General features: G+C 46.5%; 31 protein-coding genes. 3 read left to right on the forward strand and 28 right to left on the reverse strand.

From position 1 onward, the window contains the following. Window positions 1-2: 2 nt before the first annotated feature. The 11 genes from LRR81_RS10380 to LRR81_RS10430 form a co-directional block, all read right to left on the reverse strand. The gene (locus tag LRR81_RS10380; protein ID WP_231789296.1) at window positions 3-1,505 is read right to left on the reverse strand and encodes a complex I subunit 4 family protein; all 1,503 of its coding nucleotides are present in this window, start codon (window positions 1,503-1,505) and stop codon (window positions 3-5) included. Further along, window positions 1,502-3,346, reverse strand: a complete 1,845-nt coding sequence (gene nuoL, locus LRR81_RS10385; protein WP_231789297.1) for an NADH-quinone oxidoreductase subunit L — start codon at window positions 3,344-3,346, stop codon at window positions 1,502-1,504. Before nuoL ends, LRR81_RS10380 begins: the two co-directional genes overlap by 4 nt. 21 nt (window positions 3,347-3,367) lie before the next feature. After that, entirely contained in the window at window positions 3,368-3,682 is a 315-nt protein-coding gene (gene nuoK, locus LRR81_RS10390) for an NADH-quinone oxidoreductase subunit NuoK (RefSeq protein ID WP_231789298.1), read from the reverse strand. Then, a complete protein-coding gene (locus LRR81_RS10395; protein ID WP_231789299.1) occupies window positions 3,683-4,189 on the reverse strand; it encodes an NADH-quinone oxidoreductase subunit J in 507 nt (168 codons plus the stop codon). It lies immediately after the preceding gene. Continuing rightward, window positions 4,186-4,611 (reverse strand): NADH-quinone oxidoreductase subunit NuoI, encoded by a 426-nt coding sequence (gene nuoI, locus LRR81_RS10400; RefSeq protein WP_231789300.1) that lies wholly within the window; start codon window positions 4,609-4,611, stop codon window positions 4,186-4,188. The genes LRR81_RS10395 and nuoI overlap by 4 nt, the downstream gene beginning before the upstream one ends. A gap of 15 nt (window positions 4,612-4,626) precedes the next feature. Then, window positions 4,627-5,625: an NADH-quinone oxidoreductase subunit NuoH gene (gene nuoH / locus LRR81_RS10405; protein ID WP_231789301.1), complete on the reverse strand. Its 999-nt coding sequence runs from the start codon at window positions 5,623-5,625 to the stop codon at window positions 4,627-4,629. Continuing rightward, a complete protein-coding gene (locus tag LRR81_RS10410; RefSeq protein WP_231789302.1) occupies window positions 5,625-6,725 on the reverse strand; it encodes an NADH-quinone oxidoreductase subunit D in 1,101 nt (366 codons plus the stop codon). Before LRR81_RS10410 ends, nuoH begins: the two co-directional genes overlap by 1 nt. Window positions 6,726-6,728: 3 nt before the next feature. Continuing rightward, window positions 6,729-8,045 carry an NADH-quinone oxidoreductase subunit C gene (locus LRR81_RS10415; RefSeq protein ID WP_231789303.1) on the reverse strand — a complete coding sequence of 439 codons (1,317 nt, stop codon included), beginning with the start codon at window positions 8,043-8,045 and terminating at the stop codon, window positions 6,729-6,731. Beyond that, window positions 8,045-8,557 (reverse strand): NuoB/complex I 20 kDa subunit family protein, encoded by a 513-nt coding sequence (locus tag LRR81_RS10420; RefSeq protein ID WP_231789304.1) that lies wholly within the window; start codon window positions 8,555-8,557, stop codon window positions 8,045-8,047. The genes LRR81_RS10415 and LRR81_RS10420 overlap by 1 nt, the downstream gene beginning before the upstream one ends. Further along, window positions 8,548-8,922, reverse strand: a complete 375-nt coding sequence (locus LRR81_RS10425) for an NADH-quinone oxidoreductase subunit A (protein WP_231789305.1) — start codon at window positions 8,920-8,922, stop codon at window positions 8,548-8,550. The genes LRR81_RS10420 and LRR81_RS10425 overlap by 10 nt, the downstream gene beginning before the upstream one ends. Before the next feature lie 199 nt (window positions 8,923-9,121). After that, window positions 9,122-9,463: a hypothetical protein gene (locus LRR81_RS10430; protein WP_231789306.1), complete on the reverse strand. Its 342-nt coding sequence runs from the start codon at window positions 9,461-9,463 to the stop codon at window positions 9,122-9,124. Window positions 9,464-9,638: 175 nt separating this feature from the next. Here LRR81_RS10430 and LRR81_RS10435 point away from each other — a divergent pair, with 175 nt between their 5' ends. Continuing rightward, the gene (locus LRR81_RS10435) at window positions 9,639-10,127 is read left to right on the forward strand and encodes a hypothetical protein (protein WP_231789307.1); all 489 of its coding nucleotides are present in this window, start codon (window positions 9,639-9,641) and stop codon (window positions 10,125-10,127) included. Between the two features lie 387 nt (window positions 10,128-10,514). On the opposite strand, the gene LRR81_RS10440 is transcribed toward LRR81_RS10435, so the two are convergent. The 13 genes from LRR81_RS10440 to upp form a co-directional block, all read right to left on the reverse strand. Then, window positions 10,515-10,919 carry a F0F1 ATP synthase subunit epsilon gene (locus LRR81_RS10440; RefSeq protein ID WP_231789308.1) on the reverse strand — a complete coding sequence of 135 codons (405 nt, stop codon included), beginning with the start codon at window positions 10,917-10,919 and terminating at the stop codon, window positions 10,515-10,517. Between the two features lie 23 nt (window positions 10,920-10,942). Continuing rightward, window positions 10,943-12,364, reverse strand: coding sequence for a F0F1 ATP synthase subunit beta (atpD, locus tag LRR81_RS10445; RefSeq protein WP_231789309.1), 1,422 nt, complete (start codon window positions 12,362-12,364; stop codon window positions 10,943-10,945). A 33-nt stretch (window positions 12,365-12,397) separates the two neighbouring features. Beyond that, window positions 12,398-13,255 (reverse strand): ATP synthase F1 subunit gamma, encoded by an 858-nt coding sequence (atpG, locus tag LRR81_RS10450; protein WP_231789310.1) that lies wholly within the window; start codon window positions 13,253-13,255, stop codon window positions 12,398-12,400. Between the two features lie 76 nt (window positions 13,256-13,331). Continuing rightward, complete coding sequence (atpA, locus tag LRR81_RS10455) at window positions 13,332-14,843, reverse strand: F0F1 ATP synthase subunit alpha (RefSeq protein WP_231789311.1); 1,512 nt, start codon at window positions 14,841-14,843, stop codon at window positions 13,332-13,334. A 15-nt stretch (window positions 14,844-14,858) separates the two neighbouring features. Continuing rightward, entirely contained in the window at window positions 14,859-15,401 is a 543-nt protein-coding gene (locus LRR81_RS10460) for a F0F1 ATP synthase subunit delta (protein ID WP_231789312.1), read from the reverse strand. Continuing rightward, window positions 15,398-15,928: a F0F1 ATP synthase subunit B gene (atpF, locus tag LRR81_RS10465; RefSeq protein ID WP_231789313.1), complete on the reverse strand. Its 531-nt coding sequence runs from the start codon at window positions 15,926-15,928 to the stop codon at window positions 15,398-15,400. The genes LRR81_RS10460 and atpF overlap by 4 nt, the downstream gene beginning before the upstream one ends. A gap of 203 nt (window positions 15,929-16,131) precedes the next feature. Further along, window positions 16,132-16,350: a F0F1 ATP synthase subunit C gene (atpE, locus tag LRR81_RS10470; RefSeq protein WP_231789314.1), complete on the reverse strand. Its 219-nt coding sequence runs from the start codon at window positions 16,348-16,350 to the stop codon at window positions 16,132-16,134. A gap of 68 nt (window positions 16,351-16,418) precedes the next feature. Next, window positions 16,419-17,156: a F0F1 ATP synthase subunit A gene (gene atpB, locus LRR81_RS10475; protein WP_269448597.1), complete on the reverse strand. Its 738-nt coding sequence runs from the start codon at window positions 17,154-17,156 to the stop codon at window positions 16,419-16,421. 21 nt (window positions 17,157-17,177) lie between these two features. Beyond that, window positions 17,178-17,546: an ATP synthase subunit I gene (locus tag LRR81_RS10480; RefSeq protein WP_231789315.1), complete on the reverse strand. Its 369-nt coding sequence runs from the start codon at window positions 17,544-17,546 to the stop codon at window positions 17,178-17,180. A 7-nt stretch (window positions 17,547-17,553) separates the two neighbouring features. Then, window positions 17,554-17,775, reverse strand: coding sequence for an AtpZ/AtpI family protein (locus LRR81_RS10485; protein ID WP_231789316.1), 222 nt, complete (start codon window positions 17,773-17,775; stop codon window positions 17,554-17,556). Window positions 17,776-17,977: 202 nt separating this feature from the next. Further along, window positions 17,978-20,197 carry a S8 family serine peptidase gene (locus tag LRR81_RS21240; RefSeq protein ID WP_269448598.1) on the reverse strand — a complete coding sequence of 740 codons (2,220 nt, stop codon included), beginning with the start codon at window positions 20,195-20,197 and terminating at the stop codon, window positions 17,978-17,980. A 20-nt stretch (window positions 20,198-20,217) separates the two neighbouring features. Then, window positions 20,218-20,478: a hypothetical protein gene (locus LRR81_RS10495; protein WP_231789317.1), complete on the reverse strand. Its 261-nt coding sequence runs from the start codon at window positions 20,476-20,478 to the stop codon at window positions 20,218-20,220. Between the two features lie 142 nt (window positions 20,479-20,620). Next, window positions 20,621-21,250 carry a uracil phosphoribosyltransferase gene (gene upp / locus LRR81_RS10500; RefSeq protein WP_231789318.1) on the reverse strand — a complete coding sequence of 210 codons (630 nt, stop codon included), beginning with the start codon at window positions 21,248-21,250 and terminating at the stop codon, window positions 20,621-20,623. 199 nt (window positions 21,251-21,449) lie between these two features. On the opposite strand from upp, the gene LRR81_RS10505 reads away from it, so the two are divergent. After that, on the forward strand, window positions 21,450-21,887 hold the full coding sequence (locus LRR81_RS10505) for a YybH family protein (RefSeq protein WP_231789319.1): 438 nt from the start codon (window positions 21,450-21,452) through the stop codon (window positions 21,885-21,887). 64 nt (window positions 21,888-21,951) lie between these two features. Here the strand turns inward: LRR81_RS10505 and glyA are convergent, their stop codons facing one another. Next, entirely contained in the window at window positions 21,952-23,187 is a 1,236-nt protein-coding gene (gene glyA / locus LRR81_RS10510; protein ID WP_231789320.1) for a serine hydroxymethyltransferase, read from the reverse strand. A gap of 205 nt (window positions 23,188-23,392) precedes the next feature. On the opposite strand from glyA, the gene LRR81_RS10515 reads away from it, so the two are divergent. Beyond that, the gene (locus LRR81_RS10515) at window positions 23,393-23,743 is read left to right on the forward strand and encodes a PH domain-containing protein (RefSeq protein ID WP_231789321.1); all 351 of its coding nucleotides are present in this window, start codon (window positions 23,393-23,395) and stop codon (window positions 23,741-23,743) included. Between the two features lie 15 nt (window positions 23,744-23,758). Here LRR81_RS10515 and LRR81_RS10520 read toward each other — a convergent pair whose 3' ends face one another. The 3 genes from LRR81_RS10520 to LRR81_RS10530 all read right to left on the reverse strand — a co-directional run bounded on the left by LRR81_RS10520 (window position 23,759) and on the right by LRR81_RS10530 (window position 25,530). Continuing rightward, window positions 23,759-24,331, reverse strand: a complete 573-nt coding sequence (locus LRR81_RS10520) for a TIGR01440 family protein (protein WP_231789322.1) — start codon at window positions 24,329-24,331, stop codon at window positions 23,759-23,761. Between the two features lie 47 nt (window positions 24,332-24,378). Then, the gene (locus LRR81_RS10525) at window positions 24,379-24,834 is read right to left on the reverse strand and encodes a low molecular weight protein arginine phosphatase (RefSeq protein WP_231789323.1); all 456 of its coding nucleotides are present in this window, start codon (window positions 24,832-24,834) and stop codon (window positions 24,379-24,381) included. A 135-nt stretch (window positions 24,835-24,969) separates the two neighbouring features. Continuing rightward, window positions 24,970-25,530: a manganese efflux pump MntP gene (locus LRR81_RS10530; protein ID WP_231789324.1), complete on the reverse strand. Its 561-nt coding sequence runs from the start codon at window positions 25,528-25,530 to the stop codon at window positions 24,970-24,972. Window positions 25,531-25,557 lie beyond the last annotated feature (27 nt).

The raw sequence follows: 25,557 nt of genomic DNA on the forward strand, positions 1-25,557 counted from the left end.
GGTTATCCCCCCGCTCCCTGCAGAATGGTCTCAATCGGCACTTGAAGCGGCAGGGCAAGCAGGTTCGGATAGACGCCGATTGCCGCAATAAATAGGATAAGTACGAGAACTGGAACGGTTTCGTGCCACGTTAAATCCTTTGCCTTGAGAAGGCTGTTTTCCGCTTTTCCGAAGCTGACGGAAAGCAGTGCCCTGAGCAGATAAGCGGCTGTCAGGATGAGTCCCAGCGCACCGATCGCTCCAAGCTCAGGCTGCACATGAAACAATCCGAGAAATGCCAGAAATTCGCTGATAAAGCCTGACAAACCGGGAAGTCCGAGCGATGCCATGCAGGCTGCCATCAAAAAGCCTGCTGCGATCGGCATCGGCTTCGCAAGCCCCTTCAGCATTCTGATATCCGTTGTCTGGAATCTGCTGTAAAGAATGCCGATCATAAAGAACAGAAGAGCTGAAATAAACCCGTGAGAAACCGACTGAAAAATCGCTCCCTGAATCCCGGCTTCATTTAATGCCCCAAGTCCAATCAGAACTATCCCCATATGTGAAACACTGGAAAAGGCTAGGATCCGCTTTAATTCGTATTGAATCAAGGCGAGAAAAGCGCCATAAAAGAGATTGACCAGCCCCAAAATGATGAGGATGTATCCGATCGAGTGAAAAGCCTCCGGAAAAATGCCTAGCCCAAGGCGAATGAGGCCATAGGCTCCGATTTTCAGCAGCACACCTGAATGAAGCATCACAACAGGCGGCGGTGCTTCAACATGCACCTTCAGCATCCAGGAATGAAGCGGAACCACCGGCAGCTTAACACCGAAGGCAAACAGCAGGGCAAGCAGGAGTCCGAGCTGCATGGAGGAGGACATGGCCCCGCTTGAGCTGATTAATTCCTGCAGTTTCGCGATATTTGAAGTGCCTGTCAGCGAGAACAGAAGAACCGTTACAATTAAAAGGGCTGCTGAGCCTGCCCCATTGTATAGCAGATAGCTGTAAGCTGCCTTTTCTCTCTCCCCATAGCCCCATTTTCCGATCAGGAAAAACATCGGAACAAGCGTGATTTCCAGGAAAAGAAAAAACAGAATCATATTCTGAGAGGCGAAAACGCCAAGCATGCCGATTTCCAGAAGCAAAAAGAGGAGAAAATAACCTTTGATGCTGTGCTGAATTTTGAACGATGCAGCAGCGGAAAGCACTGCCAGTATGGCGGTCAAGAGGAGCATGGCAAGCGAAAAGCCGTCTGCTCCAAGTTCATAATCAACAGCAAATAGTGTTTCTCCTGATAGATTCACAGGACCGAAGCTCATCCATCTCGCCTTTTCCGCGAAAACAGCCGGATCTGTTCCGAGCATGTACTGCACAAAAAGGATGATGGCAATGATGGCTGCCGGAAATGTTGCAAAAAATCCTGTCAGCTTGATGGAGGCCTCCTGCTCTTTTGGGAGGAAAATCAGAAAAAGAATTCCAAGAACAGGTGAGAAAACAAGGGCAGATAAAATGATGGAGCTCATAGCAGATACCCCCCAATGGCAGCGAAGATCAGCAGAAGGACAGCAAGCCCTGCAAACGCAGCTGCCGCATAAGTCTGTGCATTGCCTGATTGAACGCGGGATCCGAGGTTTCCAAGGGCTGAGATAAAACCGGCAATGCCTTTCATCACCCCTCCTACCAAATAGCGGTCAAAGAATTCCAGGAACCCGGCAAAAAAGCGAACCCCTTTTATAAAGGTAAATCCGTAAATGTCATCCATGTAATATTTGTCATACAGCACTCTGTGAATGCCTGGAATTCTAGATGAAAGAAAGTCCCGTCTGATGGAGCCCTTCCCGTACATCAAATAGGCAAGCAAAATGCCAAGGAGCGAAACAGCCGACGCTAGGATCATAATCCAGGCAGGTGAATCATGATGAGCAGGATGCCCGCTGTTCAGCCAGTCAGATAAAAAGGTGCCGAACCACGGTGTATTCATGTACCCTGCAAAGACTGCGAGCACTCCAAGAATCAGCATTGGCAGCAGCATGGCAGCCCCAGGCTCTTTCGGTGATGCAGCAGCCTTCTCCTCACCTGTGAAGATGAGAAAGAACAGCCGGAACATATAGAAGCTAGTGAAAAAAGCGGCGACGACCGCAACCCAGAAAAAGCCGGGGTTTCCGTTCCAGGCTGCAGCGAGAATTTCATCCTTTGAAAAGAACCCTGAAAGAAGAGGAAATCCGCTGATGGAAAGCGCACCGATCAAAAACAGAGGTCCTGTAAAGCGGAGCTTCTTCCATAAGCCTCCCATTTCACGGATGTTTTGTGTATGTACGGCATGAATGACACTCCCTGCTGCAAGGAACAGAAGCGCTTTGAAAAAGGCATGTGTCACAAGATGAAAAACGCCTGCTTCATAGCTGCCGGCTCCAAGGGCAAGCATCATATAGCCGAGCTGGGAAACGGTTGAATAGGCAAGCACCCGTTTAATATCAGTCTGCACAAGCCCGATGCTTGCAGCGAAAATGGCTGTAAAGCCGCCGAATGCTGCCACTGCAGAAAGCGAAGCAGGGCTCAGTTCAAAAAGAGGATACGCTGCCGCAACGAGATATACCCCTGCTGCCACCATTGTGGCGGCATGGATCAGAGCTGAAACAGGCGTCGGCCCTTCCATTGCATCCGGAAGCCATGTGTGAAGCGGAAATTGCCCTGATTTCCCCATCGCTCCGATAAAAATAAGAATACAGATCGCGGTCAGCAGATCTGGCGGAATGGACCCCGCCTTTTCAAAAATCACACTCCATTCAAAGCTCCCAGTTTGCCAGAAAAGCAGGATCATGCCGATAAAAAGGCCAACATCGCCGATCCTTGTCATGATAAACGCTTTTTTGGCTGCGGCTTTTGCTTCTTCCTTATAAAAGTAAAACCCGATCAAGAGAAAGGAACCAAGCCCGACAAGCTCCCAGAAGAGATAGAGCTGCAATAGATTCGGCGACATGACGAGCCCGAGCATGGCAAAAGAAAACAAGCCGAGGTAGCTGAAAAAAACACTGTACCGCTGGTCACCTTTCATGTATTCCATTGAATACAGATGAACAAGCAGGCTCACAAGCGACACAACAGCCAGCATCAAAGCATTAAGCTGGTTGATGGCCAATCCCGCTGAAAGCTTCATGCTGCCGGCATCAAGCCAAGTAAATCCTGCTTTATATCCCCCATGCATGATGCAATCGATCAGCACTGTGATGGACAGGACAAAAGACAGGAGAGAAAATCCTATAGCAAAAGCGGCACTCCTGTTCCCGAGTCTTTTTCCGAAAAGAAGAAGACATAAAAAGGAAGCCAGCGGAAACAGCGGTATGGCCCAAGCGAATGGCATCATCCTGACGCCCCCTTTTCTGATCTAATGTTTCATGGTATTGTAATCATCCATATTAACGGATTTCCGGTTCCGGTAAAGGGCAAATAAGATAGCCAGTCCAACCGCCGCCTCTGCAGCCGCAATCGTAATCGTAAAGAGCGAAAAGATCTGGCCTGTAACAGATGGGTGCTGCGCATACTTGCTGAAGGCGACAAGATTTAAATTGGCTGCATTCAGCATTAGTTCAATGGAAATGAGAACGATGACCGAATTCCGCTTTGTCAATGCTCCGTATAATCCAATGCAGAATAAAATCAAAGCAAGAACAAGGTAGGCTGAGAGCGGGACACTGTTCATTTAGTTGTCCTCCTCTTCTTTTTTCGCTAAAACGATGGCCCCGATCAGAGCGGCGAGCAAAAGAACAGATGTGAGCTCAAAGGGAATCAGGTGCTTTGTGAACAAAGCCATGCCGATCTGCTCTGTATTCTTCACATGAAGCGGAGCCTGTGCCGTCTGTCCGAGATCAAGCTGGTAAATACCTTTGTAAACGAGAAAGGCAAAAACGGCAATGCTGCCGCCAGTCAGCACCTTCCGCCATCTTCCAACGGGTTTTTCCTCCTCGTCCTGGTGCTTTGTCAGCATAATGCCAAACAGCATAATGATGGTAACGGCACCGGAGTAAATCAGAACCTGAACGGCGGCAATAAATTCAGCCGATAAGAGAACATACAGCCCGGCTATGCTGACAAATGTGAAAATAAGAGACACGACCATATGGACAACCTTTGTGACATTGAGCATGAGGACGCCGCCTGTGACCGCAACCAGTGCAAGACCGACAAATGCTGCAAACTCACCTGTCATCCTGACACCTTATTTTCTTTCCTAACATGCGTATCGTTTTCATCAAGCCATTCCATATCTTTAAAAAGCTGATCACGGCTGAACTCGGCAAGTTCAAAATGGTTTGTCATCACGATGGCTTCTGTCGGGCATACCTCTGTGCATAAATCACACAAAATGCAAATTTCAAAATTGATATCGTATGTTTCAATGATTTTTCCCTTTTTCGCCGGATCGGGATGTTTTTTTCCTGTCAGATGGATGCAGTCTGTCGGGCAGATATTCACGCACTGATTGCAGACAATGCATTTTTCCGGGTAAAATTTCTGAATGCCGCGGAACCGGTCAGGCAGCGGAAGGGCTTCATTCGGATAATCATAGGTCACTTTCTTTTTGGAAAGGTTTTTCAAGGTATAGGCTAATCCATTCGCCATTCCCTTCATTGAATCGGCCCCTTTCTAGAATAGTGTTTTAATAAGAGCAGTAAGGAAAATGTTCACAAGGGCTGCCGGCAGAAGAACCTTCCAGCCGAATTCCATAAGCTGATCCGCCCGAAGCCTCGGCAGCGACACCCTGAACCAAATCAGCAAAAAGACGATACCGCTGAATTTCAGCGAGAACCAGACAGCGCCGGGGATGAACCCGAGAAACGGAATCGGATGCCAGCCTCCTAGAAATAACACCGTAGTAAGAGCGGCCATCGCAAAAAAGTACACATATTCGGAAAGCATAAAAAATGCCCATCGGAAGCCTGAGTATTCGACATGGTAGCCTGCCACAAGCTCAGATTCAGCTTCCGGCAGATCAAACGGCGTTCTGTTCAGCTCAGCAACTGATGCGGTGAGAAAGATCAAAAATCCGATCGGCTGAGCGAAGATGAACCAGATGCCAGTCTGCGCCTGAACAATTTCATTTAAATTCAAGCTTCCTGTCATCAGCACAACTCCGATGACAGACATTACAAGCGGCACTTCGTAGGAAATCATCTGTGCAGCTGCCCGCATGCCGCCGAGCAGCGCATATTTATTATTGGATGCCCAGCCCCCTGTCACAACGCCGATCACCGTCAGCCCTGAAATGGCAATGTAGTAAAGCAGGCCGACCCCAATGTCAGCAAACTGGAAAGCATCTGTAAACGGAATCGCGGCGAGCACCATAAAGGCAGGAACAAATGCAAAAACTGGCGCAAGGATAAACAGCGGCTTATCTGCAAGCTTTGGGATGGTGTCTTCTTTTAACAGCAGCTTCAGCACGTCTGCCACAGTCTGCAAAAGACCGAAGCGCCCTCCAACCTGGTTCGGGCCGATCCTTCCCTGCATAAATCCCATAACCTTCCGCTCGGCCAGAATCCCATAAGTCACAAACCCTAAAACGGCAAATAAAAACAGAACAGCCATGAGAAAAAAGGCGAAAAACACCTGAAAACCCGGCTCCGCATTCAGCAGATGCTCCACCATCAGCCATCCACCTCCCCAAGAACGATATCAATCGCACCAAGAATGGTAATTAAATTGGCCATATTTTCACCTTCCAGAAGCTTCGGCAGAATCTGCAGGTTGTAAAAAGACGGCCGGCGGAACTTCAGCCGGTACGGCTCTTTTTTACCGTTGGAGGCGATAAAGCAGCCAATTTCCCCTCGCGGAGATTCAATTCTGACATAGGTCTCCCCTTTTGGAGGCTTAATGATTTTCGGCACCTTCGCCATGATGCTTCCGCCTTCAGGAAACTGCTCTGCTGCCTGTTCAATGATTCTCAGCGACTGGACAATCTCCTCCATCCGGCATTCATAGCGGGCCATCGCATCTCCTTCATGCCGGACCGGAACATCAAAATCAAATCTGTCGTAAATGCAGTACGGTTCATTTTTCCGAAGGTCCCAATCAACGCCTGTGCATCTGAGATTCGCTCCGCTCAAAGAGTAGGCAATTGCCTCTTCCTTTGTATAGCGTCCAACGCCGATGACCCGCTTCAGGAAGATTTCATTTCCAGAGACGAGTTTGTGATATCCCACCAGCTGCTCTCTCATATAAGGAACAAATTCCTTCACCTTCTGGATCCATCCTTCTGGTGCATCCCACTTAACGCCGCCGACTCTCATATAGTTAAAGGTCAGCCTTGCTCCTGAAAGCTCTGTTAGCAGGTTGATAATCATTTCGCGTTCCCGGAACGCATACAAAAACGGGCTCACCGCCCCGATATCCAATAAGTATGTGCCCCACCAGACGAGGTGGCTTGCGACCCGGCCGAGCTCCATCGCTAGAATTCTTAAATACTCTGCCCGCTCCGGTACTTCAATGCCTGCCATCGTCTCAACAGCATGGCAGATCACATAATTGTTCGTCATAGCGGACAAATAATCCATCCGGTCTGTGTAAGGAATGATCTGGGTAAACTGCAGATCCTCCGCAAGCTTCTCCGTCCCCCGGTGCAGATAGCCGATCACCGGCTCTGCCTCTTTAATGATCTCCCCGTCAATCTTGATCACAAGCCGGAAAACACCATGTGTGCTCGGATGCTGGGGACCGACGTTCAAAAGCATCTCTTCTGTTCGAATCATAGATCACACCTCCGCATCATACGGCACATAGTCCTTCCTCAGCGGATGGCCGACCCACTCATCCGGCAGCATTATTCTTTTCAAGTTCGGATGGCCGGTAAAGGCAATCCCAAGCAAATCGTACGCTTCCCTTTCCGGCCAGTCCGCTCCCTTCCAAAGAGGGACAGAAGAAGGAACAGCAGGATTCTCCCTGTCGAGTACTGCCTTTAAAGCGACAGACAGGCCTGTGCTGTAGGAATAAAGCTGAACAAACAGCTCCATGTGCGTTTCATAATCTGTTCCATGAAGCTCAGACAAAAAATCAAAAGCGAGCTCTGGATGGTTTCTCAGCACCTCTGCCGTACGGTAATACTCTGAGCTTTGCGTCACAATAGTCGGCATATCCTTCGACAATCTATTAATATAGAACTCTTTGATTGTTTGCTCCCCCAATTCTTTTGAGAGAATGCCCACAATACGGTCAAGAACAGGCTGATTTTTGGATGGCAGCTCTTCCGTTTCTGCTGCAGGCTCTTTTTGAGCGATCGCCTTTGCTTTCGCTGCAGCAGCTGCCTTTGCTTTTGCAGCTGCGATGGCTTTTGCCTTTTCCTTTGCCAGTTCATCTGGCGTAAGAGATTCTGTGGATTTTGCTTTGGCAAGTGCGGCTGCCTTTGCTTTTGCAGCAGCTGCTGCCTTTTGCTTGGCAAGGTCATCTGTGGAGTCGGCTGCTGCGGTTTCTTTTGCTTTTTGCTTGGCGAGTGCGGCTGCTTTTGCTTTTGCTGCAGCGGCGGCTTTTTGCTTGGCCAGGTCATCTGTGGGGTCGTTTGCTGCGGTTTCTTTTGCTTTTTGCTTGGCGAGTGCAGCTGCTTTTGCTTTCGCGGCTGCGGCTGCTTTTTGCTTGGCCAGGTCATCTGTGGGGTCGTTTGCTGCGGTTTCTTTTGCTTTTTGCTTGGCGAGTGCAGCTGCCTTTGCTTTTGCTGCAGCGGCGGCTTTTTGTTTGGCTAGATCGTCTGAAGGCCCGGCTGCTGCGGTTTCTTTTTCCTTTTGTTTGGCGAGTGCGGCTGCCTTTGCTTTTGCTGCAGCGGCGGCTTTTTGTTTGGCTAGATCGTCTGAAGGCCCGGCTGCTGCGGTTTCTTTTGCCTTTTGTTTGGCGAGTGCGGCTGCCTTTGCTTTTGCTGCAGCAGCGGCTTTTTGTTTGGCAAGGCTTATGTCAGAGGGAACTTGAGTTTCAGCCGCCGATTGTTCGGCTGCCCTTTTATCAGCAAGGCGCTTTTTGGCTTCTTCCTTTGCTTTAAGGGCTGCTTCTTTCTTTAATTCTTCCAGACTTTTTGTGTCGCTCATCAGTACACCTTCTTCCCAGTCCTCGCTTCATATCTGATTTTTTCTTTTAATTTATTAATCCCGTATATTAAAGCGGCTGGATTCGGAGGGCAACCCGGTATATACACATCCACCGGGACGATTTGATCCACGCCTTTCACGACGGCATAAGATTTCACGTATGGTCCCCCTGCTGTTGCACAGGAGCCCATCGCTATAACCCATTTCGGCTCTGGCATTTGATCATAAAGACGGCGGAGAACCGGTGCCATTTTCTTTGTAACCGTTCCGGAAACGATCATCACATCAGACTGGCGGGGAGAGGTTCTGAAGAATGAGCCAAAGCGGTCCAGGTCATAATGCGAAGCTCCTGCTCCCATCATTTCAATGGCACAGCAGGCAAGACCGAATGTCAGCGGCCAAAGCGAATTGCTCCTTGCCCAGGCTTTCAGCTGCTCCAATGTGGAAAGGAAGACATTCCGCCTCAGCTCCTGCATGTCTTCTTCGGGAATATTCAAGACTTTTAAGTCCATTTCAGCACCTTCTTTTTCCAAGCATAGAGTAGGCCGATCAAGAGCATCAATACGAAGAGCAGCATTTCAATCAGCGCCGGCATGCCGAGCTTATCGAATGCAACCGCCCAAGGGTACATAAAGATGGTTTCCACATCAAAAACAACAAACAGCAGGGCAAATATGTAGTAGCGGACATTAAACTGAACGCGTGAGTCATGGAACGGTTCGATTCCGCTCTCATAGGTTGTTTTCTTTGCCTCGCTCGGCATATTCGGGCGGAGCAGACGGCCCATTGACAAAGCGATCACCGGAAGAAGCAAGCCAAGCAGCAAAAAAATGAAGACCACCATGTAGCTGTTAAAATAGCTGTTGATGGAACTCATAGTACCCTCCTTTATTTCAAAACTTTGAATATTCTAATAATGTAACCGCTATCATTATACCAAAATACCCCAGCTCATGTCGATATCACTATTTTGCTGAGGACAACCTGCGCTCTTTTATTTATATGGCTTATGCGGGCCTTTCATGTCTGCATCGGCTGGTCCAAAGAAAAAAGCCTTGCGCGAAGCAAGGCTTTTTTCAAGAAGGAAGCTGGATAGATTTTCGCCTAATGGGCTTTCTCAATCCATACACTCTCTTTTTAGTCAAAAGCTGATACAAATCCAGCTTGATGTCAAAATCTATTGATGGGTTATGATAGATGATAAAATAGGATTCTTTTAATGCCGTCCAAAATTCGGGTTTATTCGGGATCCACCAAATGGAGGGAATGCCTTTTAAAAAAGAAGCAGCTGTGCTGTTATCTGCACAGTCTCTCAAACGGTTGCTATGCCATTTGATTTTTAAGGAAAAAGTCAGGTTTAACCCTATCAGTATGGCAGCTGCAGCAATCAGTGCTGCTCCAAGCCAGTATATATTCAAACGACCCAGCTCCTTTTACAAAAGACAACAATTGACCCTTTTCATTTCATAATAACTAATAATTTCCTATATATCTACACTTTTCTTTTGTTAGGAAATGTCTGTTATTTCCTATTTTTTGGGTATTTCATGTTATACTGTATAGCGAACGTGTTTGATGATGGGAGGGATAACAATGGAAAATCAGCCTCATACAGGTGAAGAATACGGCAAAAATCTGCCTGATTTCCCTAACGAGTTCACAGCCATTGCCTTTTATTATGACTACCGCAATGACCAGCTTGATCTGCTGCTGGATATCGCAGGGTACTTTGATGTGAAGCTGAACTTTGAGCCTGACAGCCTCATCAACTTAGAATCTCTTTATTTTCATTTGTTCCGTACAAACGGATTATTTGATTTTCAGCTTACTCTTGAAGAATTCGAAAGCTGCATGTCGGTTTACTTTGGGGAAATTGTCGTTCGCCATTTAAAAAACGCCGACTGGGTAGTCAGCAAATACCCCTATGCAGAAGAAAAATATGCAATGGGACTTCGAAGAGGCCGTTTTACAGATTATTTCAGCAACCTGTTCGAACAGCATTACCTGGCAGCTAAAGATGAATTGCAAATGATGATTTATCAGCGGTTCTTAAGAATGAAAAAGCGGGCTGAATTGAAATAGAACGAGTCCTTGTTAAAGGGCTCTTTTTTTATTGAAAAGGTTTGAAATTCCGCTAGTTAGAGAGGAAAATCGGCAAAATAGAGCTGATTTAGCATTGTTTTTCGGATTTTTGTTCACTTGCTAATGTTTTATTATGGCTGAAAGAGGGTTTATATGCGGGTTTCAGACTTTTTTATGCAGGTTTGGGATTTTTATTTGCGGCTTTTCAACTTTTATCTGCTGATTTAAAGAATTTAAATGCAGGTTTTTTGGTAGTATGCAGCTTAAGGCCGTTACATGCGGGCTGCGGGTTTCGTATTCTGGTTTGGTCGTTTATATGCGGGTTCCCTCAAAAATATAGAGAACCTTAATGAAAAACCCCCATGGCACGGGCCATGAGGGTTTTCTTTATACTCTGCCTTCACGCACATCAATGCGGTTGATGGCTTTGCGCAGAGCGACTTGAGCACGGTGGAAGTCGACTTTGTCAGAAGTTTCGTTCAAACGGCGTTCTGCTCGGTCTTTTGCTGCGCGGGCGCGTTCGAGATCAATTTCTTCTGATGCTTCGGCTGCCTGTGCCAAAATTGTTACGTTATCCGGACGTACTTCTATGAAGCCTCCGCTGACAGCCACAAGCTCCGTGGCGCCATCCTTTTTAAGGCGGACTGCTCCAATTTCAAGCGGAGCAACCATTGGAACGTGGCCTGGTAAAACGCCGAGCTCTCCGCTCTTTGCTTTAACGCTGACCATTTCAACTTGTGCCTCGTAAACTGGGCCATCGGGAGTAACGACATTGACTGGTACTGTCTTCATAAATTACCCTCCTAAGGACCAGATTAGACTTCTACGCCCATCTTCTTCGCATTTTCAACCACTTCTTCGATGCGGCCGACTAGGCGGAATGCATCTTCTGGAAGGTGGTCATATTTGCCGTCAAGAATTTCCTTGAAGCCTTTAACCGTTTCTTTAACAGGCACGTAAGAACCTTTTTGGCCTGTGAACTGCTCGGCAACGTGGAAGTTCTGAGACAGGAAGAATTGGATGCGGCGTGCGCGGTTAACAACCAATTTATCTTCATCAGAAAGCTCATCCATTCCAAGGATCGCAATGATATCCTGAAGTTCTTTGTAGCGCTGCAATGTTTGCTGCACAGAACGGGCAATATCATAGTGCTCTTCACCGACGATTTCAGGAGAAAGCGCGCGGGAAGTTGAAGCAAGCGGATCAACCGCTGGGTAGATGCCCATTTCAGAAAGCTTACGCTCAAGGTTCGTTGTTGCATCCAAGTGAGCGAATGTTGTAGCAGGAGCCGGATCCGTATAGTCATCGGCTGGTACATAAATCGCTTGGATTGATGTTACAGAACCTACATTTGTAGATGTAATGCGTTCCTGAAGCTGACCCATTTCAGTAGCAAGTGTCGGCTGATAGCCAACCGCTGATGGCATACGGCCAAGAAGGGCAGATACTTCAGAACCTGCTTGTGTAAAGCGGAAAATATTATCCATGAAGAACAATACGTCCTGAGACTGATCATCACGGAAATATTCAGCCATTGTCAAGCCTGTAAGAGCAACACGCATACGTGCGCCAGGCGGCTCGTTCATTTGTCCGAATACCATGGCTGTTTTCTTGATAACGCCGGAGTCTGTCATTTCATAGTAAAGGTCATTACCTTCACGTGTACGCTCGCCTACACCGGCGAATACAGAGATACCGCCGTGCTCTTGAGCGATGTTGTTGATCAGTTCCTGGATCAGTACGGTTTTACCTACACCCGCACCGCCGAAAAGACCGATTTTTCCGCCCTTGATATAAGGAGCGAGAAGGTCAACAACCTTAATTCCTGTTTCAAGGATTTCCACTTCTGTGGAAAGATGTTCGAAAGTTGGAGCCTGCCTGTGAATCGGATCACGGCGAATGTCTCCCTGAAGAGGCTCGTCTAGGTCAATGTTTTCACCAAGTACGTTGAAAACACGGCCCAGTGTAATGTCACCTACAGGTACAGAAATTGGAGCACCTGTATCGAGTACCTCTGCTCCGCGAGTAAGGCCATCCGTTGATGCCATCGCAATTGTACGTACAGAATCATCACCTAGGTGAAGAGCAACCTCCAAAGTCAGCTCGACAGATGCGCTCTGATCTTTTCCGGGTGCTTGTTGAATTTTAAGAGCGTTGTAAATTTCAGGCAGATGGCCGCTTTCGAATTTCACGTCAACGACCGGGCCCATTACTTGAATAACGCGTCCTTTCATCATCGCTTTCCCTCCTTACTGGCTATTTCAAAAAGTTTATTCCAATGCCGCTGCTCCGCCGACGATCTCGGTAATTTCCTGTGTGATCGCAGCCTGACGCGCACGGTTGTATGAAAGCGTAAGAGAGTCAATAAGCTCTTTCGCATTGTCTGTTGCATTTTTCATCGCTGTCATCCGTGCAGCATGCTCAGATGCCTTACTGTCCAGCAATGCTCCGTAAATCAAGCTTTCTGCATATTGAGGCAGAAGAACTTTCAATACTTCTTCCTGATCTGGTTCAAACTCATACGCAACACGGCTGCCGCTGCCCTCAAGATCGGTAAGCGGGAGTAGTTTTTTCTCAGTAACTACCTGCTCAATCGCGCTGACATAATGGTTGTAATAAAGATACAGTTCATCAAGCTTTTCATCCGCAAACAGCGTCACTGCTTTTGAAGCAAGAGCCTTGATGTCAGCAAAGTTTACTTCATCGCCAAGCCCGATCGCTTCGGAGATGATGCTGCTTCCGCGTTTCGCGAAGAAATCGCGTCCAATCCGTCCGACTGCCACAATTTCATACTCATCTTTTGAGGAGTGGCGCTTTTGGATCGTTTGGTAAACCGTTCTGAGCACACTGCTGTTAAATGCTCCAGCAAGCCCTCTGTCAGAAGTGATCACAACATAACCGGTCTTTTTCACCGTTCTGGATTCCAGCATAGGATGCGTAACCCCGGAGATTCCCTGCGCCACGTTACTGACGACTTCCTGCATTTTTTCCATGTAAGGATTAAATGCTTTTGCATTGTTCTCTGCACGGTTCAGCTTGGCTGCTGATACCATCTGCATCGCTTTAGTAATCTGGCTCGTCTTTTTAGTTGAGGTGATTCTTGATTTTATATCGCGTAAAGATGCCAAAGATTCTCACCACCTTTTCTCTAAAATCCCGTTCTATTTACATGAAAAGGAAAGGGAGATGGTTCTCCCGATCCAATTAGTTATCAGATGTTACGAATGTTTTTTTGAAGGCATTGATCGCATTGTTTAATGCTTCTTCATCAGGAAGGCGTCCGCTTGTACGGATGTGCTCCATCAGGTCAGCATGGTTCTGATCAAGGTAAACATGAAGATCAGACTCGAAACGGCGAATGTCGCCTACAGGGATATCATCAAGGAATCCGCGTGTCAGTGCATAAATAATAGCAACTTGTTTTTCAACTCTAAGCGGCTTGTTCAGATCCTGCTTCAATACTTCAACAGTGCGGGCACCGCGGTTAAGCTTCGCCTGTGTTGCTTTATCTAGATCAGATCCGAACTGGGCAAATGCTTCAAGCTCACGATAAGAAGCAAGGTCCAGACGAAGAGTACCGGCTACGGATTTCATCGCTTTAATCTGCGCGCTTCCTCCTACACGGGATACTGATAAACCTGCGTTGATCGCAGGGCGTACACCTGAGAAGAACAAGTCAGACTGAAGGAAGATCTGTCCGTCAGTGATGGAAATAACGTTTGTCGGAATGTAAGCAGAGATATCTCCAGCTTGCGTTTCAACGAACGGAAGTGCTGTAAGAGATCCTGCACCTTTTGCATCACTCAATTTTGCAGCACGCTCAAGAAGGCGGGAATGCAAGTAGAATACGTCACCAGGATAAGCTTCACGGCCTGGAGGACGGCGAAGGAGCAAGGAAAGCTCACGGTATGCAGCAGCCTGTTTGGAAAGATCATCATATACGACAAGAACATGCTTGCCATTGTACATGAAGTGCTCACCCATTGTTACCCCTGCATAAGGAGCAAGGAACAATAGCGGTGCCGGCTGGGAAGCCGAAGCTGTTACAACAATTGTATAGTCAAGTGCGCCGTTTTTGCGCAGTGTTTCTACTACGTTACGTACAGTAGATTCTTTTTGTCCGATTGCGACATAAATACAGATCATATCCTGATCTCTTTGGTTAAGGATCGCATCGATCGCAACAGATGTTTTACCTGTTTGGCGGTCGCCGATGATCAATTCACGCTGTCCGCGGCCGATAGGCACAAGGGCATCAATTGCTTTAATACCTGTCTGAAGCGGTTCATGTACTGATTTACGGTCCATAACGCCTGGTGCAGGGCTTTCAATAGGACGAGTTACAGTTGTTTCAATTGGGCCAAGTCCGTCTACAGGCTGTCCAAGAGAGTTCACAACACGTCCGATAAGCGCTTCGCCAACAGGTACTTCCATGATGCGTCCTGTGCGGCGAACTTCGTCACCTTCGCGGATTTCTGTGTAAGGTCCGAGGATTACGATACCAACGTTGCTTTCTTCAAGGTTTTGAGCCATACCCATAACCCCGTTTGAAAATTCAACAAGCTCTCCAGCCATGACATTGTCGAGGCCATGAGCACGAGCGATACCGTCACCAACCTGGATAACTGTACCAACATCGCTAACTTCTATATCAGACTGATATGATTCAATCTGTTTTTTGATCAACGCACTAATTTCTTCTGCTTTGATGCTCATGAATTTCACCCCTATCTACGTTCTTTTTACAAGTGTTCGTTCTATGCGTTCCAGCTTGCCGCTGATGCTTCCGTCATAAATACGGTTCCCGATGCGGATTTTCACGCCGCCGATCAGGTTTTGGTCAATCACATTTTCAAGGCGCAGGGATACTTTGCCGATCTTTTTGGCAAAGGCTTTTGACAATTCATCCAGCTCTTCTTTTGAAAGAATGCGGACGGAATAGACAATGCCGTCTTCTGTGCCGCTTCTTTGGTTGGAAAGGCGGGTAAACTCGTCTGCCATGTGGCTGATCACATCAGCGCGATGGCGGTCGATCAAAAGGAACAAAGTGTTCAAGATCGATGGTTCAACAGCTGCAAAACCAGTCCTGATCAAATTTTTCTTTTCAGCCGGCTGAATTTTCGGGTGGTTCAGCATAGCTGAGAGCGATGGATTTTCGCGAAAAACCTGTTTGACTACTCTTAAGTCCTCTTCAAACCCCTGAAGGCTGTTCTTTTCCAATGCAATTTGAAAGAGGGCTGAAGCATACCGCTTTGCTGCGACTTCATTGCTCATCGCATATCGCCTGCTTCATTTATGTAGTCGCGGATCAGTTTTTCCTGTGCTTCTTCGTTCAGTTCTTTCTCAATAACTTTGGAAGCAATCATAACTGATAAGGAAGCAACTTGTTCGCGCAGGACAGCAACAGCGTGCTCTCTTTCCTGCTGAATTTCTTTCAGTGCTGCTTCTTTCATGCGCTCGCCTTCAGCACGAGCCGTTTTGATAATGTCTTCCTTCTGCTGATCTCCAAGCTTCTTTGCGTTTTCAACAAGTGCCTGTGCTTCAAGGCGCGCCTGTTTCAGCAATTCGCGCTGTTCGTCAACAAGCTTCTGGGCTTCCAGATTCTTAGACTCTGCAGCATCAATTTCGCCCGCTATATGTGTTTCGCGCTGTTTCATGATATTCATCACTGGACCAAACGCAAATTTTCTAAGCAATGCCAATAGGATTAAAAAGATAACTAGCTGAAAAATGATGTCGCCGGCAGTAAAATGCTTTTCGCCTGCCTCAGCTACTCCAAGTGCGAATTGGCTAATTAACATAGCTCGGTTTCACTCCCTTCAAAGGTTCCAGGTGTTTTATGCTTGTTCATAATTTATCCTCCCAGAAAGGAGGATAAGGATGGTAAAGAAAGAATAATATTAAACCATAAAGGAATGGCGAAGGTTCTTCCGAATGATCTTCGCCATTTCTTTCTATGAATGTACCGGCAGGCTGTTGCCTTCCAGTTCATTTAAAGCGCTAATTAACGGTTAAGAACCATGAATGCGATAACGACTGCGATGATTGGAAGTGCCTCAACCAATGCGATACCAACGAACATTGTTGTTTGAAGAGTTCCTCTAAGTTCTGGCTGGCGAGCCATACCTTCGATTGTGCGTCCTACGATAAGTCCGTTACCAATACCGGCGCCTACTGCCGCCAAACCTACTGCTAGCGCAGCTGCGATTACACCTAAAGTCATAATAAAAGTCCTCCTTAATTTATAAAAACTGTAAGATTTTTTGTTTCATTTAAAGCAGTTGCTATTGATTAATGGTCAGTGCTCACTTTGTGAGACATATAAACCATTGTCAGCATTGTGAAGATGAAAGCCTGGATGACGCCTACGAAGATACTGAAGCCCTGCCATGCGAACATTGGAATGATTGCTCCAAGTGTACCGGTAATGCCGCTTGCCGCACTGTTTGCGTATCCGCTTGTTGCCATGCCTGCAAGCAATCCGAGCAGAATTTCTCCGGCGAAGATGTTACCGTAAAGCCGCAGCCCCAATGTCAGCGTGTTCGCAAATTCCTCGATGATTTTAATCGGGAGCAGGAACCAGAATGGCCTTACATAATCCTTTAAGTACTCGCTTGTTCCTTTAATCTTGATGCCGTAATAGTGCGTGAGCGCCACAATCATAACAGCCAGCGTCAGCGTAATAACCGGATCGGCTGTCGGTGATTTCCACCATAAAGTACCATCGGCAGTACTGAATGAGAAAGGCAGTCCAAGCATATTGGAAACGAAAATATACATAATGAGGGTTACGCCGAGTGTTAAAAAGCGCCCTCCAGTTTGCCAGTCCATAGTGCTGTTAATGATATTTCTGACAAAATCAATGACCCATTCCATAAAATTCTGCTTGCCTGTCGGCTTCAGGGTAAGAGATCTTGTTGTAACCACCGCAATGATAAACACAATTAAGCTTGCAATAGTGATCATCATAATATTGGCCAAATTAAAATAAAGTCCTAAAAATTCCACCTCAGGTGCTTTGTGTTCCAACCATATTCACCTCGCTTCCAGCTATGAACGTAAATGAACGATGAAATAATCTATCATAATGACAAAATAGATCGTCATTAATCCAAACACTACAGAATAAACGTTGAACTGCTCCGGATATTTCATGGCAATAAGTATGGCAATTCCGGCAGACGCCATTCTGGAGAGCGTCCCCAAAGAACGAATTCGTTTGCCTTCATCATATGCCCGGCTGAATTGCCTCTGTTTCCGTACCATCGTCCAAAGATTATACAGACCAAAGCCTGTCCCAAGAATCACTCCAAGGAATATGTCTTTAAACTCAGTAAAACCGTAACCAAGCACACAAAGCGCAAGGAAATAAAGTATGTATTTTAGGTACCTTCGGAACATGAGGTGTAAGTCAGACATTTAGATGCTAGTCTCCTAGAAAATAGTGGCGGACAAGCTTCAGCATTCCGAATATGCCAGCAGAAAGTCCGATGAGAAGGCCAATTATCAAAAACAGCGGTGCGGAATGAACATACCCGTCGATCCATCTCCCGGCAAAAATCCCGATCAAAACTGAGCCAGCCAGCTGTGACAGGATAGCATACATGATTGCCATTGATTGAAACGGATGGCGCTGTTTTTGTCTCATTCGCAATCCTCGCGATCTCGTGAAAAAAGGATTAAAATGGGGATATTTAGCGGGTATTTTCCAAGATTTGAAAACCTTATCATTACCCTCGTTAAGCATACAATAGACAGTTGGCGGTGTCAATGAGATAAAAGCTAAAAAATTCCTTGCCCCGCCGCCTATCACAAAACGTTCACATTTTTTCCAAGCATCCTATATTGACTTAAAAAGGGATCTCCAATTCGACCTCCAGCACATCCTCTTTGTTTCCTTTTTTTGCAAAAACAAGTGCCTTATAATGACCTGGGTCTATCTTCAATTTTCGCATATCCAGCTGCTTTTTAAACATGCCTCTAGGTGCACATCTTGTCCAGTCCAGAAAGCTTTTAAACGTATAGGCAACGGGATCATATAAGGCTATGCCCGCTTCATCGGCGCCGCCCGGAAGATATATTTCATATTGCAGGGTGTTTCTTCCAGGCCCCTGCTTGAAATCAAATCCCATTATCCTTGGATAATCGGGTTCATCAATTGCGAATATATAAGGAAGCTTTTTGTTTTTCCCGCCTGCTGTCACTTCCAGCCAGCCTTGATGGATTCCTTCCTTCATCTTATAAGGGTAAACTTCGAGTTCAACAGGCACTGCTTTCTTCCCGCCTGCTTCAACTGAGAAGGAATGCGGAAGCTTCCATGTCAGACCGCTCTCCTTTTTAGGATAGGAAAAGGAGATCTTCTGCTGCTTTGATGAACTGTTTTCAAAAGTAAGCACTGCTTTTCGTCTGGTTCTCGTCATTGATTTGGAATAGGAAGAAAACGTTAAGGATCCAGGTGTAATCAGAGTTTCTGTCTTGATTGCCGCAGCGATATCGATTCTGCCTGCCCCCTGTTCTATCGGATCATACAATCTTCTTTTTCCTTTATATAACGGAATGGCTGCCGTCATAAGAGCTGATTTAATCTGCTCGGGTGTCCAGTCAGGATGCGCCTGTTTGATTAAGGCTGCAGCACCTGCTGCATGGGGAGCTGCCATGCTTGTTCCGTCAAGCGGAAGATAGCCTTCCGGTACTGTGCTGTTTATTTCAACTCCGGGCGCTACAACATCCGGCTTTATCTGCCAGCTGTGTGTAACAGGACCCCTTGAACTGAACTCTGCCAGCTGGTCCTTGCCTTCCTTCGCCAGTATTCTAGCCTGCAGCGGCCCTTTTGCCTGGTTTTTCAGCCACTGGCCATCTTCCCGTGAGATTGCGGCTGCTTTTATGCCAATGTCCTTTTCAATGCTTCCAGAAAACTTGCCTTTTTCATTATTAAATACAATGATACCGATCAGTCCGGCTTTTTTGGCGTTTGCCGCTTTTTTTGAAAATGGAATACTTCCTCTTTCAACTACAGCAATTTTGCCGGATGCATTTTTCGGAAAATCAGCAGCCTTTCCTTTGCCTGCAGGAATCAATTCTGCATGCTGGGCGGCTGTCCATTTTAATGAGCCTTCCATGCCTGACAGCTGGATTTTCTTCTGCTCCCCTTTCACCTGAAGGAAATGAATTGTCATCGGCGGTGTTGAGGCCCCGACACTGATCGAGTTTTTAGACGTGCCCGGAGAACCGACCGTCCATGTTCCAGGACCGGAATTTCCGCTCGCCGTTACCGTAACGATTCCTTTCTCAAATGCCTTATCAAGGGCAAGGCTTGTCGGCCAATCCGGACCGTTAATGCTGTTGCCAAGCGATAAATTCAATACATCGACCTTGTCTTCCACCGCTTTATCTATCGCAGCAATCACCTGCTCGCTCGTTCCGCTTCCGCCTGGTCCGAGTGCTCGGTAGGCAATAAGCGAGGCTTCAGGGGCAACTCCCTTCAGCTTTCCGTTTGCCCCGATGATCCCTGCGACATGTGTTCCATGCAAGGTGGCGATGCCCTCTGCCCCTTTCGTTTCCATAGGATCAGCATCGTTTTCGATCACATCGAAGCCGCCTTTATAATTTTGTTTTAAGTCAGGGTGCTCATAGTCAAGACCTGTATCAATGATCCCGATTTTGATGCCTTTCCCAGTAAGGCGGCGGTGATGCCGATCATAATACCGGCGGGCTTCCTCCGCCCCGATAAACGGCACGCTTTCTCCCATTTCCGCCTGATAAACAGTGACAGGGCCAGACTGCATGACAGCAGGATCTGCTAGAACCTGCTGGATGTCCTTTCGTCTTCCTTCTATTGAAACTCCTTTAAAAACATTTCTGTAGGTTCTTTTAACAGTTACAGCTGAAAATTTGGTTTTCAGCTTTTTAGAAAAAGAAGGCCATAAATCTTCTTTTATTACAATGACCATCTGAATGCGATCAGAAGCCTTCTCTGCCGGCAAAGGCGGATGCTTTGGAAAAGCTGCTGCTTTTGAAGTCGGCGTTAGAATGACAAGCGAACATATTATAAGAAGAAACTGTTTTAGCATGGATATCACCTCTCTGGGTATTATCCCCGGGAGGCGATGGGAAATGCAGAAGGCTGATTTGAGAGAAAAACTCTCAGTTTGAGGCCAGTTTTGATTAAAAACAGGGTAAAATCGCACTGTGCAGAGCCTTCTGTATCATTTCCCTTCATTGAAAGTGGGTTAAAAGCGGGTTTATATGCGGGTTTCAGGTTTTTATTTGCGGCTTTCGAATTTTTATTTGCAGATTTTTGAATTTTATATGCAGCTTTGAGATTTTTATTTGCAGGTTTCTTTGCTTGCATGCCGGTTTATCCCTTTACATGCAGGTTCCGCAGCTTACTTTCGCGTTTCTTCCTTTACATGCGGGTTCCGCGGTTTATATGCGCTCCCCTCCCTTTAGTTAAAAATAAAGCAAAAGCCTCCCTATTAAAGAGAGGCTTTTCATTATTTTGTTCCATACAATCTGTCGCCTGCGTCACCGAGGCCAGGAACAATATATCCTTTTTCATTGAGCTTTTCATCGAGCGCTGCGATGTAGATGTCTACGTCTGGATGAGCCGTTTTGACTTCTTCTACACCTTCAGGAGCTGCGATCAGACACATGAATTTAATGTTTTTTCCACCGCGCTTTTTCAAACTGTTGATGGCTTCAACGGCAGAGCCGCCTGTTGCAAGCATCGGATCAACAACGATGAATTCACGCTCTTCTACGTCTGTTGGAAGCTTTACGTAATATTCAACAGGTTTCAGCGTTTCAGGGTCGCGATAAAGACCGATATGCCCTACTTTAGCAGCTGGGATTAATTTCAGAATACCGTCTACCATTCCTAGACCGGCACGAAGAATCGGAATAATTCCAAGCTTTTTGCCTGCCAGCACTTTTGACTTCGCATTCGTTACAGGTGTGGTTACGTCCACTTCCTCCAGCGGAAGCTCGCGCGTAATTTCAAAGGCCATTAAAGAAGCCACTTCATCGACAAGCTCGCGGAATTCTTTTGTTCCTGTATTGACGTCACGAATGTATGTAAGTTTGTGCTGAATCAGCGGATGATCAAAAACATAAACTTTCCCCACTTGGCTCATCTCCTTTTTGTTTACACTTCCATAGATTTTACAGAAAAAAAGCTGACGTTTCAAGGCGAAAACAGAAGAAATGACAGAAATCGAGTAAATGCCTGCATTTCCCGGGGAATTTTGTATAGCTTCCTTTTCCACAATATGTTAAACTCCAAATGTATTATCTTATTATTCAGAAAACTAAGGAGAATAGAAGATGATTGCTGAATTAACAAAGGTCCAGGATGTCATAGAAAACTATAAGTCTGCCGTTTTTGAACAGGATGCGGAAAAGTTTGCATCAGCATACGCAGCTAACATTCACGTTTATGATTGCTGGGCTGACTGGGAGTGTAAAGGTATTTCAAGGTGGCAGGAATCTGCAAATGATTGGTTTGCCGGGTTGAGAGAGGAGGGTGTTCAGCTCAAAGCAGAGTTCAATGATTTAGTTATTGAAGAAAATGAGGGACTTGCCTTCATTTATAGTAATGTGTCTTTCATTGCTTACAACGGGGCTGGAGAGAAACTGCGCCAGATGACGAATCGATTTACTTTCGGATTAAAGAAGGAAAATCTTTCTTGGAAAATTATCCATCAGCATTCATCCTTGCCCATCAGCATGGAAACAGGAAAAGGCATTTTTCATTTAAAATAAAAAAGATACAGCCGCTAATTATGATTGGCGGCTGTATCTAATAGTGTAACAAGCCTGCTGGCCATTATTGATAAAGCGGAAATTTCCCTGTCAGTGCTTCTGCACGGCTTTGGGCTTCTTTCAGCTTTTCTTCTGATTCATGGTTCTTTAGAGCTTCTGCAATAATGGAAGCAATCTCGTCCATTTCTTCTGCGCCGAAACCGCGTGTTGTCACAGCTGCTGTACCGATACGGATGCCGCTAGTTACAAAGGGGCTTTCCGGATCAAATGGAATGGTGTTCTTGTTAACGGTAATGCCGATATCATCCAGCACTTTTTCAGCTACTTTGCCGGTCAGGTTCAGGGACCGCACGTCAAGCAGCACAAGGTGATTGTCTGTTCCGTCGGAAACAAGATTCAAGCCTTCTTTTTTCAGTGCTTCTGCAAGGCGTTTGGCATTTTCGATAATTTTGGCTGAGTAGGTTTTGAAATCCTCCTGAAGGGCTTCGCCAAATGCGACAGCTTTTGCTGCGATCACATGCATGAGCGGACCGCCCTGAATGCCAGGGAAAATGGACTTGTCGATTTTCTTCGCAAATTCCTCTTTGCAGAGAATCATGCCGCCGCGCGGACCGCGGAGTGTTTTATGCGTTGTTGTTGTCACAAAGTCTGCGTATGGAACAGGATTAGGGTGATGGCCTGTTGCCACAAGGCCGGCAATATGCGCCATATCCACCATAAAGTATGCGCCGACTTCATCAGCGATTTCGCGGAATTTTTTAAAGTCAATTGTTCGGGAATAGGCACTGGCTCCAGCTACAATCAGCTTCGGCTTATGTAAGCGTGCTTTCTCGGCAACATCCTCATAATTGATAAGATGGGTCTCTTCATCAACACCATACTCGACAAACTTGTATTGAACGCCTGAGAAATTGACTGGACTGCCGTGTGTTAAGTGTCCGCCATGAGACAGGTTCATCCCAAGGACTGTGTCGCCCTGCTCAAGAATCGTGAAATAGACAGCCATGTTTGCCTGGGCGCCTGAATGGGGCTGAACATTGGCATGCTCTGCACCGAATAATTGCTTCGCTCTGTCGCGGGCAATGTCCTCAACGATGTCGACATACTCGCAGCCGCCGTAGTAGCGTTTTCCAGGGTAGCCTTCCGCATATTTATTCGTCAGCACAGATCCCTGTGCCTCCATGACAGCCTGGCTGACAAAGTTCTCAGAAGCAATCAGCTCGATTTTTGTCTGCTGGCGCTTGAATTCCTTTTGAATTGCTTCGAATACTGCTTCATCCTGTTTTGGCAAAAATTCCATTGTGCAGTCCCCCTTTTGAAAATAAGACTCTTTTTTCATTGTACACGAATTCTTTTGCGGTTGTAAAAGAAAATCAGCCATTATGAAAGCGCTTTTTAGCGAATAATTCCTTTATATCAGAAGGAAATGTTCGCTTATAAAAAAATAGTTGAAGATATTAGCAGTTGATGGAAAAATAAGGGTTAGAGGAAGGGGCTGATGCTAATTGCAAGCAGGGGTAAAAAACATAAGGCAATATATGGAGGCTGATGACGAGATCATCGCATCCATTAGGTGTACGATCCAAATCACTGCCTATAAGATCACAAAACCAGGCCTGCTGGCGGCAACTTCTAAAAAGCTGATCTTTACAGGTGATTCTTTTACAGGATTTGGGTTCACAGAAATCTACGAATATGAAAAGGTTCGGAGTTTCCGCTTAAAAAAAGGACTGTTCAATCAATTTATCTCTATGAATTACCAGGGAGATGCAGTAAAATTCCAGCACCTCTACAGCAGCAAGCCTGAAGAATTCGCCAACCATATCGCTTCCAAAATAAAAAGATCCGCCTGCTGACTGCAGGCGGCCTCTTTATGTGCAGGACTGATTTTCTTCATTAGGCAGATAAACTGCCCGCTCTCCGCCGATCAGCTTCGGACGGGTTTTGGCCATCGTCAGATGCGCATGGCCAATTTCCTTCACATTGCTTCTGACTGGAACGGCCACATGCTTTAAATGCATGCCGATGAATGTGTCGCCGATGTCAATCCCGGCCTCAGCCTGGATGAACTCAACGACAACCGGGTCCTTCATCCGGTGATAGGCATAGGTTGCCATGGCGCCGCCAGCCTTACGCACAGGGATCACCGATACTTCCTCAAGCCCCCTCGCAAGGGCAGTTTCACGTTCGACAACCAATGCTCTGTTTAAATGCTCGCAGCACTGAAAGGCAAGTTCAATGCTATTTCTTTCTTTATAATCGGAAAGAACGCTGTAAATCATTTCTGCTATTTCTTCTGTTCCAGCAGTACCTATTTTCTCGCCGACCACTTCGCTTGTGCTGCATCCTACTGCCATGACATCAAACGGCCGGAGCGGTGCCTGCATTTCAAAATCGCCAAGCGCTGCTATGAGATCATTTTTCCAAGCTTCCATAATAGGCATCCTTCATCACCTTTGCATGCTTGATTTTTTTACCTTCCATACTCTCATTATGTCTCCTGTTCAAGCTTCTTCAATATAAGTCCAATCAGCCTTTCCAGCTCATCGCGTGTTTCCCGGTACGTGCTGATTGATCCTCCGTACGGGTCCTGGACATCATCCGGTTTCATACCGGCTTCAGAGGCAAACTCTGAAAGTGACCATGTTTTCCCTTTTGCTTCCGGAAACCGGTCCAGAATCATTTGCTTATGGGCCTCAGTCATTGTGAGGACATGAGTCGCCCAGATGAGCTGCTCTTCTTTCAGCATGGCTGATGTATGGTTTGGTTCTATTCCTTTTTCCTGAAGGACTTCAACGGCCAGCCGGGAAGCGCTGCCGCCGTCCGCTGCATAAATACCGGCTGATTTTACCTGCATATTGCCCGTTGCTTTCATATCTCTCAGCAGAGCTGCGGCCATCGGGCTGCGGCATGTATTTCCAGTGCAAACAAACAAGATATTGATCATAACGTTCCCCCTTCCGCTTACTTTATTATAATCCAAAAATCCTTGATATAACAGGAACATACCTTTACACCATGCGTCCTGCGGCAAATAAAAAAAGAAGATGAATCATCTTCTTAAAAGGGAAGAAACATCTTCTTAAAAGGGAAGAAACATCTTCAGCCCGAGAGCAAAAAGGATCGTTCCGCCAAGAGCTTCACCATATTTGCCGAGCCAGCCCTTCACTCTTTTTCCTATTAAAAGGCCGGCCCATGTGAGGAGCATGCTCACAGCGCCGAAGATCACAATCGCCACATATTGCTTAGCTCCGTAGATTCCGAGCGTCAGACCGACGGAAAAGCTGTCAAGGCTGACACTTGTCGCAAAAATAAACAGACCGAATCCAACCGGAGAAATGAGCGGTGAATCATCTTTTTTAAAGGAAGAGAGCAGCATCTGAAGTCCAAGCAGCATAAGCAGCACTCCGCCTGCATAGCCTGCGATCGTGCCAAGCTTTCCGGAAATCAGCTTGCCGATTATCATGCCGGCGAGCGGCATCCAAATGTGGAAAAATCCCACTGTAAGGCCTATGTAAAAAATTTGCCTGAAGCGGAGCTTAATCATTCCCATTCCCAGTCCTACCGAGAATGCATCCATCCCTAAAGCAAACGCCATTAAAGTCAGTGTCAGAAATTCACCTATATATGCTTCAATGCTCATTCCTTACCCTCCCGGACATGCCTGTTT

This window comes from Metabacillus kandeliae, from assembly GCF_021166585.1.
Classification (GTDB): Bacteria; Bacillota; Bacilli; order Bacillales; family Bacillaceae; genus Metabacillus_B; species Metabacillus_B kandeliae.

What these genes read in the sequence shown, in the direction of transcription:
- LRR81_RS10420 (WP_231789304.1), bottom strand. Translation starts at nt 8,557, where the DNA reads ATGGACTTAAAAGTCTTGAATATTCCCGAAGAAGACATGCAGGAGCTG.
- LRR81_RS10410 (WP_231789302.1), bottom strand. Translation starts at nt 6,725, where the DNA reads ATGATTCGAACAGAAGAGATGCTTTTGAACGTCGGTCCCCAGCATCCG.
- LRR81_RS10525 (WP_231789323.1), bottom strand. Translation starts at nt 24,834, where the DNA reads ATGATCAATATCTTGTTTGTTTGCACTGGAAATACATGCCGCAGCCCG.
- atpE (WP_231789314.1), bottom strand. Translation starts at nt 16,350, where the DNA reads ATGACTTTAGGTGTAATCGCAGCTGCGCTAGCAGTAGGTTTGGCGGCA.
- LRR81_RS10415 (WP_231789303.1), bottom strand. Translation starts at nt 8,045, where the DNA reads ATGAGCGACACAAAAAGTCTGGAAGAATTAAAGAAAGAAGCAGCCCTT.
- LRR81_RS10495 (WP_231789317.1), bottom strand. Translation starts at nt 20,478, where the DNA reads ATGCAAGCAAAGAAACCTGCAAATAAAAATCTCAAAGCTGCATATAAA.
- LRR81_RS21240 (WP_269448598.1), bottom strand. Translation starts at nt 20,197, where the DNA reads ATGCTAAAACAGTTTCTTCTTATAATATGTTCGCTTGTCATTCTAACG.
- nuoI (WP_231789300.1), bottom strand. Translation starts at nt 4,611, where the DNA reads ATGAAGGGAATGGCGAATGGATTAGCCTATACCTTGAAAAACCTTTCC.
- nuoL (WP_231789297.1), bottom strand. Translation starts at nt 3,346, where the DNA reads ATGATGCCATTCGCTTGGGCCATACCGCTGTTTCCGCTGGCTTCCTTT.
- nuoH (WP_231789301.1), bottom strand. Translation starts at nt 5,625, where the DNA reads ATGGTGGAGCATCTGCTGAATGCGGAGCCGGGTTTTCAGGTGTTTTTC.
- LRR81_RS10485 (WP_231789316.1), bottom strand. Translation starts at nt 17,775, where the DNA reads ATGAGACAAAAACAGCGCCATCCGTTTCAATCAATGGCAATCATGTAT.
- glyA (WP_231789320.1), bottom strand. Translation starts at nt 23,187, where the DNA reads ATGGAATTTTTGCCAAAACAGGATGAAGCAGTATTCGAAGCAATTCAA.
- LRR81_RS10530 (WP_231789324.1), bottom strand. Translation starts at nt 25,530, where the DNA reads ATGAGCATTGAAGCATATATAGGTGAATTTCTGACACTGACTTTAATG.
- LRR81_RS10480 (WP_231789315.1), bottom strand. Translation starts at nt 17,546, where the DNA reads ATGTCTGACTTACACCTCATGTTCCGAAGGTACCTAAAATACATACTT.
- LRR81_RS10395 (WP_231789299.1), bottom strand. Translation starts at nt 4,189, where the DNA reads ATGACAGGTGAGTTTGCAGCATTTGTCGGTCTTGCACTGGTTGCGGTC.
- LRR81_RS10435 (WP_231789307.1), top strand. Translation starts at nt 9,639, where the DNA reads ATGGAAAATCAGCCTCATACAGGTGAAGAATACGGCAAAAATCTGCCT.
- atpD (WP_231789309.1), bottom strand. Translation starts at nt 12,364, where the DNA reads ATGATGAAAGGACGCGTTATTCAAGTAATGGGCCCGGTCGTTGACGTG.
- LRR81_RS10505 (WP_231789319.1), top strand. Translation starts at nt 21,450, where the DNA reads ATGATTGCTGAATTAACAAAGGTCCAGGATGTCATAGAAAACTATAAG.
- LRR81_RS10425 (WP_231789305.1), bottom strand. Translation starts at nt 8,922, where the DNA reads ATGAGTTCCATCAACAGCTATTTTAACAGCTACATGGTGGTCTTCATT.
- atpF (WP_231789313.1), bottom strand. Translation starts at nt 15,928, where the DNA reads ATGTTAATTAGCCAATTCGCACTTGGAGTAGCTGAGGCAGGCGAAAAG.
- LRR81_RS10380 (WP_231789296.1), bottom strand. Translation starts at nt 1,505, where the DNA reads ATGAGCTCCATCATTTTATCTGCCCTTGTTTTCTCACCTGTTCTTGGA.
- LRR81_RS10460 (WP_231789312.1), bottom strand. Translation starts at nt 15,401, where the DNA reads ATGAGCAATGAAGTCGCAGCAAAGCGGTATGCTTCAGCCCTCTTTCAA.
- LRR81_RS10520 (WP_231789322.1), bottom strand. Translation starts at nt 24,331, where the DNA reads ATGCCTATTATGGAAGCTTGGAAAAATGATCTCATAGCAGCGCTTGGC.
- atpA (WP_231789311.1), bottom strand. Translation starts at nt 14,843, where the DNA reads ATGAGCATCAAAGCAGAAGAAATTAGTGCGTTGATCAAAAAACAGATT.
- nuoK (WP_231789298.1), bottom strand. Translation starts at nt 3,682, where the DNA reads ATGAACAGTGTCCCGCTCTCAGCCTACCTTGTTCTTGCTTTGATTTTA.
- LRR81_RS10440 (WP_231789308.1), bottom strand. Translation starts at nt 10,919, where the DNA reads ATGAAGACAGTACCAGTCAATGTCGTTACTCCCGATGGCCCAGTTTAC.